The 12,856-nt window shown below is 37.6% G+C and carries 11 protein-coding genes and 1 riboswitch; of the genes, 3 read left to right on the top strand and 8 right to left on the bottom strand.

The annotated features are described in order from the left end of the window. Positions 1 to 57: 57 nt before the first annotated feature. The 5 genes from CRS_RS21085 to tsaE form a co-directional block, all read right to left on the bottom strand. Positions 58 to 768: a LytTR family DNA-binding domain-containing protein gene (locus CRS_RS21085; RefSeq protein ID WP_142725918.1), complete on the bottom strand. Its 711-nt coding sequence runs from the start codon at positions 766 to 768 to the stop codon at positions 58 to 60. Beyond that, entirely contained in the window at positions 743 to 1,516 is a 774-nt protein-coding gene (locus tag CRS_RS21080) for a histidine kinase (RefSeq protein WP_142725917.1), read from the bottom strand. The genes CRS_RS21085 and CRS_RS21080 overlap by 26 nt, the downstream gene beginning before the upstream one ends. A 19-nt stretch (positions 1,517 to 1,535) precedes the next feature. Beyond that, entirely contained in the window at positions 1,536 to 1,907 is a 372-nt protein-coding gene (locus CRS_RS21075; RefSeq protein WP_142725916.1) for a hypothetical protein, read from the bottom strand. Beyond that, positions 1,907 to 3,097 (bottom strand): alanine dehydrogenase, encoded by a 1,191-nt coding sequence (locus tag CRS_RS21070; protein WP_142725915.1) that lies wholly within the window; start codon positions 3,095 to 3,097, stop codon positions 1,907 to 1,909. The genes CRS_RS21075 and CRS_RS21070 overlap by 1 nt, the downstream gene beginning before the upstream one ends. 68 nt (positions 3,098 to 3,165) lie before the next feature. Then, positions 3,166 to 3,573 (bottom strand): tRNA (adenosine(37)-N6)-threonylcarbamoyltransferase complex ATPase subunit type 1 TsaE, encoded by a 408-nt coding sequence (gene tsaE / locus CRS_RS21065; protein WP_142725914.1) that lies wholly within the window; start codon positions 3,571 to 3,573, stop codon positions 3,166 to 3,168. 270 nt (positions 3,574 to 3,843) lie between these two features. On the opposite strand from tsaE, the gene dnaG reads away from it, so the two are divergent. Together dnaG and clpP are read left to right on the top strand one after the other, a co-directional pair. Beyond that, on the top strand, positions 3,844 to 5,826 hold the full coding sequence (gene dnaG / locus CRS_RS21060) for a DNA primase (RefSeq protein ID WP_142725913.1): 1,983 nt from the start codon (positions 3,844 to 3,846) through the stop codon (positions 5,824 to 5,826). Between the two features lie 110 nt (positions 5,827 to 5,936). Further along, positions 5,937 to 6,623, top strand: coding sequence for an ATP-dependent Clp endopeptidase proteolytic subunit ClpP (gene clpP, locus CRS_RS21055; protein WP_050021502.1), 687 nt, complete (start codon positions 5,937 to 5,939; stop codon positions 6,621 to 6,623). Between the two features lie 350 nt (positions 6,624 to 6,973). Here clpP and CRS_RS21050 read toward each other — a convergent pair whose 3' ends face one another. Beyond that, positions 6,974 to 8,077, bottom strand: a complete 1,104-nt coding sequence (locus tag CRS_RS21050; RefSeq protein WP_142725912.1) for a T9SS type A sorting domain-containing protein — start codon at positions 8,075 to 8,077, stop codon at positions 6,974 to 6,976. Between the two features lie 62 nt (positions 8,078 to 8,139). Then, positions 8,140 to 8,331: riboswitch (cobalamin riboswitch) on the bottom strand. 223 nt (positions 8,332 to 8,554) lie between these two features. On the opposite strand from CRS_RS21050, the gene CRS_RS21045 reads away from it, so the two are divergent. Beyond that, positions 8,555 to 9,823 (top strand): esterase-like activity of phytase family protein, encoded by a 1,269-nt coding sequence (locus tag CRS_RS21045; protein ID WP_142725911.1) that lies wholly within the window; start codon positions 8,555 to 8,557, stop codon positions 9,821 to 9,823. Positions 9,824 to 9,892: 69 nt separating this feature from the next. Here CRS_RS21045 and tpiA read toward each other — a convergent pair whose 3' ends face one another. Both tpiA and CRS_RS21035 read right to left on the bottom strand, forming a co-directional pair. Then, entirely contained in the window at positions 9,893 to 10,651 is a 759-nt protein-coding gene (gene tpiA / locus CRS_RS21040) for a triose-phosphate isomerase (RefSeq protein ID WP_062671267.1), read from the bottom strand. 63 nt (positions 10,652 to 10,714) lie between these two features. Next, positions 10,715 to 12,841 (bottom strand): S9 family peptidase, encoded by a 2,127-nt coding sequence (locus CRS_RS21035; RefSeq protein WP_142725910.1) that lies wholly within the window; start codon positions 12,839 to 12,841, stop codon positions 10,715 to 10,717. Positions 12,842 to 12,856: the final 15 nt, after the last annotated feature.

The following is a 12,856-nucleotide window of genomic DNA, read 5'->3' as shown; positions in this document are numbered from 1 at the left end:
GGAGTTGTAATAAAGCACAGATATTCTGTAATGAAACCGGAAAGATCTGGAAGAGGTTTATTTTCCGAATAGCTCCATCAGAGAATTTTTATAGGCATCTCCGATCTGTAGTTTCAGAAAAGTATGATCTTCCGAAGGGATCGTTGTAATGATTTCGTTGGTTGAAAATACTTTAATTGAAGAAAGGGCGATGATCTCTTTTTTGTTGACCTGTGCGAAATCTTTAGACGGAAGCATTTCCAGAAGATTTTTAAAATTTAAATTTTTTAGAACAATGGTTGTTCCGTCACTGAGAATGATATCTTTATCTCTGCTGTCTATTTCTGAGGTTTTGATATAAGAAATCTGTTCAGTAAATATGACGGTTTTTCCGATATTGGTATTCCACTCAATAAAAGCCTTTTTAGGACTGTTTTCCACCAGTTCTTTTGCTTTTTCAAATGCCTGGATCAGTCTTTCTTTTTTGATAGGCTTTCTTACATAATCTACTACATTCAGATCGAAAGCTTCTGCTGCATATTCTTTATAGGCGGTTGTAAAGATGATTTTTTTTGAGCCTGAAATAATTTCAGCTACCTGAAGGCCTGTCATTCCGGGCATTTCAATATCCAGAATACACAGATTGCAGTCGATGCTGTCTATTTCATTCAGGAAAACTTTAGGATCATTGAATGCTTTTACCACTTCTACATTATCGATCTGCTCACATAGAAGTTTTAAATAACTGATGGCCAGTAATTCATCATCCAGAATAACGCATTTTATCATAGAATTCTCCTAAATTGATTTTTAATTCTGCTGTAAAGATCCCGTTCTTTGAGCTTCTTTCCAGCTGGTAGTACGTACTGTAGATCATCTTAAGCCTCTGATCAAAAGACTGGCTTCCAAAACCGCTTTTTTCTTTTTCCAGAATATTTTTTAAAGAAGCTTTATTGCTTACTTTCATAGTGAATATGCCGTTTTCAAGCTCCAAATAAATAGAAATGAAAGAGTCCTGGGCCAGGAAATCTGTATGTTTGAAGGCATTTTCAATAAGATCTACAGAGATCAGCGGAGCAAATACCTTTTCTTCATACAAAGCATCCGACTTATTAATCCTTGATTTAATTCTGAAGTCAAAAAGAGGATTGATCTTGATTTTATTAATTTCAATGAGGCTTAAAGCAAAATTGAGCTCCTCTTTAGGGCTGACATACTTGTTATTGCTCTCATATAAAATATAATCCAGTACATTGGCCAGCTTATCCAGTGACATATAGGTCTGATAGGCATGTGACTGAACTGAATTAAGGATGTTTTTAAACAGATGCGGATTCAGTTTTGTACCGATATGTTCCAGGTGTACCTCGTTCAGGCGCTGTTCAATAAGTTTGTTGGTTTCTGATAGTTTGATATTTCTCTGTTTCAGCTTCTGATGTTGGCTGAAAAGATAAATACTGGTGGTCAGAAACAGGAAAATGGCAAAAACCCCGATGAATATCAGATAATCATGAATCATGTAGTAGTTGCCTTCCATAACGTATAGTTCTTGAAAACTATTTAATTTTCTTAAGACTGTTTACCATCACATTTTCTTCACATTTTTCAAAGGTGATCTCATAAGACGGATTTTTTTCAGGATAGGTTAAAAGATAATCCGGACAAGGTTTTTTCTGTGCATGACTGCGGTCAAAATCCACTTTTCCATTGGTAATGATGCTGTCTTTTATAAATTTCTCATCAATCTTATAGGTGGTCATTGCATTTTTAGCTTCTTCAGAATAGTTGAACTCCTTAGAAAGTGTTTCAGCAATGACACGGCTGTTAGGTAAATAACCGCTGCAGCTTGCCCCTTTTTTGTTTAAAATAAAAAATACGATTAAAAGCCCCGGAATGAAGCCTATTGCATAAAATTTCAGTTTCTTCATTAGAAAATTAAAAGATTGATATCGTGATATGTAAGTCCGAAACGGTCGCAGATGATCTTCTTGGTATGTCTTCCTTTGTACATATATAAGCTCTGTTTCATTTCATTTTTGCGGATCAGCATGTTTTCAAAGCCGCCCTCTTCATCATAATTTAAAATATAGGAAAGGAAGAAATTCGAGATAGCCTTGGTGGTGGTTCTCGGCATTCTTGAAGTAAGGTTTGGAAGTCCGCAGTGGATCACACCATGTTTGATGATATAAGGATCTTCCATCGTAGTAAGTTCTGAAGTCTCAATTACTTTACCGTTGTCTATGGTGATATCGATAATGACACTGCCTTTTTTCATTTTCATGACCATATCTTCAGTAACGATAGGGGTCATGTTTAATCTTGGAAGTGCACCGATTACTACATCAGCACGTCTCAGGCTTTTGCTGAGTTCCTTGGGATCAATAATCGAGGTTGGTACACGGCTGTCAACAATGGTGTGCAGTCTTCTCAGCTTTGATAAAGAATTGTCAAAAACTTTCACACTGGCTCCTAAACCGATGGCAGCTTTGGTGGCAAATTCTCCTACGATTCCCGCTCCAAGGATAATGACTTCAGTAGGTCTTACCCCTGTAATTCCTCCAAGCATTAAACCGTTTGATAAGGCTAATAATTCAGAAGCGTATAGAATAGAAACGGTTCCTGCAATTTCTCCTACCAGTCTTACCAGAGCCAGCTGCTTATATTCATCAACGATAAATTCGAAAGCGATGGCGTTTATTTTTTTCTCTGCAAGCTTTAAGAAATACTCCTTATCTCTGAGGTTGATCTGAAGTGCTGAAACCAGATACGTATTAGGTTTCATATACTCAATTTCCTCTTCTGTAGGAGGATTGATCTTCAGGATAAGATCCTGTCCGAAAGCTTCTTTAGGATCATTGGTGATCCTTGCTCCGGATTCAGAGTATTGTAAATCTGTAAAAAATGAACCTTGTCCGGCCCCTGATTCGATAATGATCTCATGGCCGTGCTCTACCAACACCTGTACGGCGTCAGGAGTGATGCAGGTTCTCCTTTCGTTGAGACAGGTTTCTTTAGGAATTCCAATACTGAACTGTTTTCCTTTTTTTATAACCTCCAATTTTTCCTCTTTCGGCATTAATTCTTCTTCTGTGAAAGGAGTAAAAATATTTGTACTCATCCTTAAATTAAATTATGTCTTACAGATTGTTTTTTTACACTCAATTAATGAGCAAAGATACATAATATTTAATCGAATGAAATTTCTCTGTTTTCACCCGTATTCACAATGCTCATTGTGTGATAGTTGAGCCCGTAAAGCTCTTCCTCATACACTTCCGGCCATTCGATGATGCATAAAAAAGAATTGTCCAGGTATTCTTCAATGCCAATATCATAGACTTCTTCAATGTTTTTCAGACGGTAAAGATCAAAATGATACACTTTTCCCTTTTCTGTATTGTATTCATTAACAATAGAGTAAGTAGGGGAGTTCACTTCGTCCCCGCTTCCCATTTTTTTGAGCAGAAACTGTGTGAATGTTGTTTTTCCGGCTCCGAGATTTCCTTTTAATAAAAGAATAGGATGTTTCAATTCAGGAATGATGCTGTCAACAACTTCCTGCCAGTCTTCGATTTTATTGATAGTGAACTGCATATGCTAATTTGTTTTGCAAAAATAATGATTTATGGATTGTAATGAGAGGTTACATGCTGGAAGTTTATAATTGATGGATGATTATTGATAAATGATTTTAACTGCAAAATTGATTTATGGGTTTTAATGAGAGATTTAATTACCCCAAATCCCGAAACTAATCCATCTCTCAAACTCTCAAACACCCCGACTCTCAAACCTATATCCGCTTCCCGGATCTGAAACGCTCAAATACTTCCAACTTGTTCATAAAATACTTAATTTTACAGCATGATTTCCAAACAGACCATTGATAAAATATTCTCCACGATCCGCGTTGAAGAGATTGTGGGTGAATATGTGCAGTTGAAAAGAGCAGGGTCTAACTACAAAGGACTCAGTCCGTTTCACGATGAAAAAACGCCCAGTTTTGTAGTTTCTGCCAGTAAGCAGATCTGGAAAGATTTCTCTACAGGAAAAGGGGGGACTGCCATCTCTTTCCTGATGGAAATTGAAAATTTTACTTATCCTGAAGCACTTCGCCATGCTGCGAAAAAGTACGGAATTGAAATTGAGGAAGATCAGCGTGACATTTCTGAAGAGGCAAAAAATGCGCAGACAGAAAAAGATCTGTTGTATAAGATTCATGAAGTAGCCAATACTTATTTTCAGGAGATCCTTTGGGATGATCAGGAAGGCAGGAGTATAGGACTTTCTTACTTTAAAGAAAGAGAACTCCGGGATGATATCATTAAAAAATTCCAGCTCGGATATTCCCCCGAGAAAAAAAATGCTTTCACCGCCTACGCACTGGAAAAAGGATATACCAAAGAAATTCTTGAGAAATCAGGGCTTTCTATCTTCCCGGAAAATACCCCTGCAGGGGTAGACCGTTTCAGGGAAAGGGTCATTTTCCCGATTCACAGTTTTTCAGGTAGAGTGCTGGGTTTTGGAGCAAGGATTCTTAAGAATAATGTCAAAACTGCGAAATATCTCAATTCACCGGAAACGGAGATTTACCACAAGTCCAATGTTCTTTATGGATTAAATCAGAGTAAGCAGGCCATATCAAGAAAAAATGCCTGTCTCCTGGTGGAAGGATATATGGATGTGATTTCACTTCATATGTCCGGAATTGAAAATGTGGTGGCAAGTTCCGGAACGTCCTTAACAACGGAACAGATTAAACTCATTAAGAGGCTTACGGAAAACGTAACGATTCTTTTTGATGGAGATAACGCCGGGATCAAAGCGAGTTTCCGAAGTATTGATATGCTATTAACGGAAGGAATGAACATCCGTGTATTGCTTTTCCCTGACGGAGATGACCCAGATTCATTCGCCAGAAAACATCCGCAGGAATACGTTGAAAAGTATATCGAAAACAAAGCGATGGATTTCATCGACTTTAAAGCAGAAATTCTGTTAAAAGATATAGGAAACGATCCTATCAAAAAGGCTGAGGCGATAAGGGATATTGTAAAATCGGTATCTTTTGTTCAGAATGCCCTGAAAAGAGAGGTTTACCTGAAAGAGGTTTCCAATAAATTCGGACTTTCCGAGCAGAGTCTTTTCAATGAATTAGGGGTTCAGAAACAGATCACCCAAAATCAGACCCACCATGTTCAGCAGCAGAAGGAAAAAGCAGCTCCAAAGATGGAGATTGTTCCTCTGGATCAGGAAAAAGAAGATCCCTTTCTGTACGATGTGCTATTCATGGAAAACAAGCTTGTGGATCATATGCTGATGTTCGGAGACATTATCCTGAAAAGGAGAAATGACCAGAATGAAGAATACCAGATTACGGTAATTGAAGAAATTCTTCATCATTTTGAAGAGGAGCAGTATCAGTTTTTAGTTAAAGAAAATGAGATTATTATCAATCAGGTGAAAGAGGGAATTCAAAAAGATGAGCTGAGAAGTGGAAACTTTTTTGTATCTTTTATGGATGAAGAGATTACCACGAAGGTAGTAGATGCTCTGATCCCGCTTGATGAGCTTGAAAACTGGGCTTCCAGAAATATTTACCCTCCCAATTATGGAGATAAAGTGGCAGATCAGATTAAGGGAGATATTTTATTGCATAAATACAGATACATTGATTATCTGATCAAAGAAACGGCTAAGGCGCTTGATCAGTACAGCAATACAGATGAAGTGAAGTATTATGAGCTGATCAAAAAAATCACTTTACTGAAGCAGGCTTCCATCCGGTTGAGCAATATCATCGAATATTCCCCGATCAAAGGGATTTATGTAGATAGGAAGAGATAAACCGAAGTCAGATTTTTGGGTATTCTGTGACAAAAAGTCCTATAAAATTTTAGGAATAAATATTGTAATTTAAACTTCGAGAATATTTAAAAATAATACATAATAGAAATATGGACATTAAAAAAGAATTCAGAGACTTCTCTGTAAAACATTTAGGAAACAACGGTTTGGTTACCGATCAGTATATGGGAATGTATGGGCCTACGAATCTTACTCCGTACATCATGGAAGAAAGAAGATTAAACGTTGCTCAAATGGACGTTTTCTCCCGTCTGATGATGGACAGAATTATCTTCCTTGGAACAGGTATTGATGATCAGGTAGCCAATATCGTTACGGCACAGCTTTTATTCCTGGAAAGTGCTGATCCTTCAAAGGACATACAGATCTACATCAACTCTCCTGGCGGGAGTGTTTATGCAGGTTTAGGTATTTATGACACAATGCAGATCATTAAGCCGGATGTAGCAACAATCTGTACAGGGATGGCTGCTTCTATGGGAGCTGTATTGCTGGTTGCCGGAGAAAAAGGAAAACGTTCTGCGCTTAAGCACTCAAGAGTAATGATTCACCAGCCTTCAGGAGGAGCTCAGGGAGTTGCTTCTGACATGGAGATCAACCTGAGAGAGATGTTGAAATTGAAGCAGGAGCTTTATGAGATCATCGCTCATCACTCAGGACAAACTTATGAGTGGGTGGAAAAATCTTCTGACAGAGATTACTGGATGACTTCTGAAGAAGCTAAAGGTTACGGAATGGTAGATGAGGTTTTACAAAGATCCACAGAGAAAAAATAATTGATGATAACATCATCAGAAAACCGCACCCATCTGGTGCGGTTTTTTGTTGGATTTATATTTTAATCACTCATTTTAAATTATTTATCACATGCTTATATTCCTACGGAATGACACAATTGGAATGATGGTTTATCCATGCAGTTTGTTATTCCGCGGGAATCCAGTCATAATGATCCAAGAATTAGCTGCGAGAGAAAAATTACAATCCTGACTAAAATTCAAACTGAAGACGTAAAGATTCCCCTCCGCTGGAGGGGTGGCAAAAATTCTTTGAATTTTTGCCGGGGTGGTTTTAACAGTATATTTTACCTATATCCTCACAAAAAAAGCGCCTCATGGCGCTTTCTCTATTTCTTAACAATCTTATGTATTGTCGTATTTTCAGCTGTTTTAATCTCCACAAAATAAACTCCCGTGTTTAAAGAATGAATATCAATCTTAGTAATCTGAGAAGTCATTATTTTTTGTCCTGTCACAGAGTAAATATTCACTTCTTTCAGTTTCTCAGCCGTTTCAATCTGAATGAAATCACTTGCAGGATTTGGATAAATATTGAATTTTTTCTTGGTCACAGAAGAAATTCCTAAAGTCAGCTGTGCCTCGGTGGGGGTAAATGGTCTTCTTTGCCCGAAACTTAATCCAAACCAGTCATTGTTACTCAGTTGAATCTGAGAAAGATTGGCTTTTGTTTGCCAGCTTGATAGATCTTTTCCTTTATATAACTTCCAGCTGTCTGATCCGGAAGTATTTCCAGTAAATGAATTCAATGTTAAATTAGTAATCTGATTATTCGCTGATGCAAAATTGAAATAGGAAGCTTGAGACTGGATCAGTTGTAACGCCTGTTCAGCAGTTATGCTTCCGTTATATTTAATTCCAAAAACAAAAGAATTGGCATTTCCGTTGGCATTATCAGTTCCGAAATCAATAACGACAAGACTTTTATTAGTTCCGCTTCCTACCCAGTTTGTAACCTGCGAGGGAACAAACCAAGCAGAACTGTAGGCTGCAACTGGTGGGGAAGGCATTGTAGGAGGGGAAAAACTATAAGAAGCTCCATACCATCTTCCGTCCACTAAAAGATCATTGTTCACACCATTATTGAATGCCATAGTTGATGGAGTGTTTCCTGACCAGGTTGACCAATAGTCGTCAAGGCCGGGAGTATGATGATTGTAATTTAAACTGTACAGAAATCCGGATGGTATTTCAATTTCCATTTTAGGTTCTGCAGCGGCAATAGCAGTAATCATGTCTTCCATGGTTAAGCCATTTCCGTCAAAACGGTATCCCCAAGCATAAGAATTTGGGGTGCTGTCATCATTAAAGTCTGCAATGAAATATGCTTTTTTAGAACCGGTTCCTACCCAAAATTTAATGTCGTTTTCTGTGAATTGGGCCGACAATACCTGCATGCAAAGCAGTAAGAAAAAAAGATAGATTTTTCTCATGATATAATTAATTTAAAGTTTTATTCCCGAAACTTATCTTCAGAGCAGAACTAATTCTTTCTCTGAATCTGGTGTTTTAAGGCAGGTCTCCTGGCTCACATCTTACAACTTCCTTCCCGGATTTTCAGATCCAGTGGTTTTTGTGCAGTAAGTTTAAACAGTTTACAGTTGCGGGTACAGCTCAAGATTTGAATATTATTCTCACTTGATTCCCTATTAATGAACATTGTTCAGCCTTAAAACGCTGCAAATATATCATATAAATTGATAAGTCCGTTTTGTGAATTATTTTCCTTTAAAAAAATGATTTTCAAATTGATTAATAATTTGGTTGGATTGTTGGTTTTTCATTTTAAATAGATTCTTTTCTTATTTATCTTCAATGTATTCTGTCTGTTCAATTGTTAAAAAACAATTATCATTGCATTTAAGATCAGTTTACAATCAAATCCTATTTTCGCAGCCATAAAATAGCATATGAAAAAATTACTATGTTCTGTGGGTATACTGGCTGTATTGGCTTCATGTAAAAGTGATGACGATACCACAATGGTTAATCAGGATATTAATTATTACAAACTCCCTCAGGAATTTCCATTTACAAAGCTGGCCACGATAAACGGAGTAGATGTTATCAATGGCGGATTTGGTTCAGGAGCAGCCGCCCATCCTACAAGAAAAGGTGAGTTTTATGTCATTACAGACAGAGGTCCTAATACTGATTTCCAGAACGGGAAAAAATTCCTTGCACCTAATTTTACTCCAACCATTATGCATTTTAAAATCAATGCTGACGGAAATGTAGAGGTCATCAAATATATTAAACTTAAAAATCCATCCGGGCAGCTTATTACAGGATTACCAAACCCTGTAGGAATGGGAAGTACCGGAGAAATAGCCTATGATGCTTCCGGAAATGTTTTAGGGACAGATCAATATGGATTAGACAGTGAAAGTATTGTAGCAGCAGCAGATGGTACATTTTGGGTTTCTGATGAATATGGTCCTCATATCGTGCATTATAGTGCTGACGGAGTGGAGATGGAAAGAATAAGCCCGGTAGGTGTAAATACCGGACCAAGAAAGTTACCTGCCGTTTTAGCAAAAAGGAGAGCCAATAGAGGCATGGAAGGACTTTGTATTACTCCGGATGGAAGAACACTGGTAGGAACCATACAGTCGATGATACATGTACCCAGCAAAGCATTGGCAACCAATACTACTTTAACGAGAATCGTAACTTTCGATATTATAACAGGGCAGACCAAGCAGTTTTTATACAAGCAGGAGGGAGGAGCTTCTGATTCAGTATGTGATATTACCGCACTAAGTAATAACGAGTTCCTGGTGATCGAAAGAGATGGAAATTTCGGTTCTCAGGGAGGAATCAAAAAAGTATATAGAATCAATCTGAGCAATGCTACCGACGTAAATGGACCTGATATTAATGCCGTGGACGGAATGAAAGTGAATGGTAAAGCTTTGGAACAATGTTCATGGGATGAAATTACAAATGCCGGAATCAAAGCCGTTACCAAAACATTAGCGGTAGATCTGGTGGCAAAGCTGGGATACGAACATGATAAGTTTGAAGGAATCGTTTATCTGGGAAATAATAAGCTGGCAGTTTTCAACGATGATGACTTTGGGGTAGTGGATGATGGAAACGGAAATCCCAAAGCCAAAATTTTACCTAAAACCGGTAAAGTAGACAAAGGAACTATGTACGTAGTCGATATTCAATAATTAGATTTTTTTAACGGAAAACGGCGACATCGAAGATGTCGCCGTTTTTATTGTTAGATACATGAAATTTTAGTTAAAAGCTTCAATAATCTTAGAGAAATCCTCTAATTTCAAAGCAGCTCCTCCGATAAGACCTCCGTCGATATCCGGCTGAGAGAAAATTTCTTTAGCATTGTCCGGTTTTACAGAACCTCCGTAAAGGATTGAAACCTCGTCAGCAACTTCCTGTCCGTATTTTGAAGCGATAATGTTTCTGATATGAGCGTGGATTTCCTGAGCCTGCTCAGGACTTGCTGTTTCTCCCGTTCCGATCGCCCAAACCGGTTCATAAGCAATCACCACTTTTTTGATCTCTTCTGCAGAAAGTGTAAAAAGAGCTACTTCAGTCTGGTTTTTTACAACTTCAAGGTGTTGTCCTGCTTTTCTCTGTTCAAGCGTTTCTCCGTTACAATAAACAGGAATAAGACCTTTATCAAGAGCTAATTTGATTTTTCTGTTACAGTGAGAATCTGTTTCTCCATGGTATTGTCTTCTTTCAGAATGCCCGATTAGTGATCCGGTTGCATCAATAGATTCCAGCATATCTGCAGAAATTTCACCAGTATAGGCGCCACTTTCATGCTCGCTCATATCCTGAGAAAATACTCCGATTTCATCCTTTTCAAAAACGTCTTTTGCCATCATCAAATACAATGCAGGGGGAGCAATCCAAACCTCACAGTTCGTAGCATTGTTGTTTTTATAGCTTAGTAACTGAATCATTAATTGTTGTGCATCAATTACATTTTTGTTCATTTTCCAGTTTCCTGCAACTATTTTTCTTCTCATAAGATTTAAATATAGATTTATTTATTTTTTAATTTTTCTTTTTTGGATAATCTGCGAGGCATACTACTTAGTAATCCCTTCCAGTTTAAACATGAAAGCATATACCAAAGCCACATCCTTCAGATAATCAAACCTTCCGGAAGCGCCACCATGGCCATATTCCATATCTGTTTTTAATAACAGTACATTTTTGTCCGTTTTCATATCTCTTAGCTTGGCAACCCATTTCGCTGGTTCAAAATACTGTACCTGAGAATCGTGTAATCCTGTTGTTACCAAAAGATTCGGATAGCTTTTCTTCTCTATATTTTCATACGGAGAATAAGATTTCATATAGAAATAAGCTTCTTTATTATTCGGGTTCCCCCATTCGTCATATTCATTGGTCGTTAGTGGAATACTTGTATCAAGCATGGTGTTCACTACATCTACGAACGGAACCTGAGAGATCACTCCATTCCATAAGTTAGGACTCATATTGATGACCGCTCCCATTAACAGTCCTCCTGCGCTTCCTCCCTGAGCATACAGATGCTTGGGTGAGGTATATTTTTCTTTAACCAGATATTCTCCGGCATCGATGAAATCTGTAAATGTGTTTTTCTTTTTCATCATTTTACCGTCTTCATACCACTGTCTTCCCATTTCCTGACCGCCACGGATGTGAGCGATAGCCATTGCAAAACCTCTGTCCAAGAGACTTAGCCTGTTACTGTTAAAAGTGGCATCTGTAGAACTGCCGTAAGATCCATAAGCATATAATAATAAGGGATGGTTACCGTCTTTCTTAAATCCTTTTTTATAAACTATTGAAACCGGGATCTGAGTTCCGTCTTTGGCCGTAGCAAAAAGTCTTTCTGTGATATAATTTTCTTTGTTATATCCTCCTAAAACTTCCTGCTGCTTCAGCAGAATTCTTTTTCCGGTTTTTAAATCCTGTTCATATTGAGAATTTGGGGTGATCATGGAAGTATATCCAAAACGGAAATTATCCGTATTGTATTCCGGGTTTCCTGATGAATAAACCGTGTAAACAGGTTCATCAAATTTCAGAAATTCTTTTTTACCCGTTTTTCTGTCGTAAACAACCAATTGTGAAAGCCCGTTTTGCCTTTCGCCGAAAACCAGAAAATTTTTAAATACACTTACACTTTCCATCAGAACATCATTTCTGTGAGGAATAAAATCTTTCCAGTTTTCAACTCCTGTTTTATCTATAGGAGTTTCTACAATTTTGAAATTCAGGGCGTCCTTGTTGGTTTTGATCAGGAATTTATCTTCCAATGGAGTAACGGTATATAAGACGTTCTTCATTCTTGGCTGGAAAACCCTGAATGTTCCATTTGGATTGTCCGCATCCAGGTATCTTGTTTCGGAGGAAGTTGTTGCCCCTGAGTAAATCAGGAGAAATTTTTCATTCTTGGATTTGTATACGGAAATGTAATTTGTTTTATCTTTTTCCTCATACACTGTAGCATCCTTACCGGGATCCGTTCCAAGAATATGTTTTTTTATTTTTTCAGATAAAAGGGTTACAGGATTATTCTCTGTATAAAAAATGGTTTTGTTGTCGTTGGCCCATTCTGCTGACCCACCTGTATTTTTTATACCAAGGTCTATAATATTTCCGGTGGTAAGATCCTTCAGAAATAATGAATACTGCCTTCTGGAAATATTGTCTACACCAAATATCATCTTGGTATTATCAGGGCTGATACTGAAGCCTGAAGCTGCATAATAAGGATGGCCTTCCGCCATTTTATCAACATCCAGAAGAATCTCTTCCGGAGCAGTAAGACTGCCTTTTTTTCTGCAGTATTTAAAATACTGTTTTCCAGTTTCCGTACGGCTGTAATAATAATACCCCTTTTTAAAAACCGGTACAGATTCGTCTTTTTCCTTTATCCTCGCTTTCATTTCCTGGAAAAGCTTTTCTCTGAAGGGTTCCGTATCCTTCATCATGCCTTCCCAATAGGTATTTTCTGCCTTTAGATAATTAACGACTTTCGTGGAGTCTTTTCCTTTTTTAAAATAATCGATCATCCAGTAATAAGGATCATTGACCTTATCGCCATGGATTTCTCTGATATGTTCCTGCTTTTCTGCAACAGGAGCTTTCATGTCCGGAAATTTCTGAGATTGAAATGTTGATGCACTCATTAATAACAGTCCTAGGTAAATTCTTTTCATGGTTTTTATTTTTTG

The organism is Chryseobacterium sp. ON_d1 (genome assembly GCF_006829085.1).
In the GTDB taxonomy this organism is placed as follows: domain Bacteria; phylum Bacteroidota; class Bacteroidia; order Flavobacteriales; family Weeksellaceae; genus Chryseobacterium.
Note: the sequence above shows the minus strand (reverse complement) of the source record. Positions and strands in the feature narration are given on the sequence as shown.

What these genes read in the sequence shown, in the direction of transcription:
- CRS_RS21085 (WP_142725918.1), bottom strand. Translation starts at nt 768, where the DNA reads ATGATAAAATGCGTTATTCTGGATGATGAATTACTGGCCATCAGTTAT.
- CRS_RS21080 (WP_142725917.1), bottom strand. Translation starts at nt 1,516, where the DNA reads ATGGAAGGCAACTACTACATGATTCATGATTATCTGATATTCATCGGG.
- CRS_RS21075 (WP_142725916.1), bottom strand. Translation starts at nt 1,907, where the DNA reads ATGAAGAAACTGAAATTTTATGCAATAGGCTTCATTCCGGGGCTTTTA.
- CRS_RS21070 (WP_142725915.1), bottom strand. Translation starts at nt 3,097, where the DNA reads ATGAGTACAAATATTTTTACTCCTTTCACAGAAGAAGAATTAATGCCG.
- tsaE (WP_142725914.1), bottom strand. Translation starts at nt 3,573, where the DNA reads ATGCAGTTCACTATCAATAAAATCGAAGACTGGCAGGAAGTTGTTGAC.
- dnaG (WP_142725913.1), top strand. Translation starts at nt 3,844, where the DNA reads ATGATTTCCAAACAGACCATTGATAAAATATTCTCCACGATCCGCGTT.
- clpP (WP_050021502.1), top strand. Translation starts at nt 5,937, where the DNA reads ATGGACATTAAAAAAGAATTCAGAGACTTCTCTGTAAAACATTTAGGA.
- CRS_RS21050 (WP_142725912.1), bottom strand. Translation starts at nt 8,077, where the DNA reads ATGAGAAAAATCTATCTTTTTTTCTTACTGCTTTGCATGCAGGTATTG.
- CRS_RS21045 (WP_142725911.1), top strand. Translation starts at nt 8,555, where the DNA reads ATGAAAAAATTACTATGTTCTGTGGGTATACTGGCTGTATTGGCTTCA.
- tpiA (WP_062671267.1), bottom strand. Translation starts at nt 10,651, where the DNA reads ATGAGAAGAAAAATAGTTGCAGGAAACTGGAAAATGAACAAAAATGTA.
- CRS_RS21035 (WP_142725910.1), bottom strand. Translation starts at nt 12,841, where the DNA reads ATGAAAAGAATTTACCTAGGACTGTTATTAATGAGTGCATCAACATTT.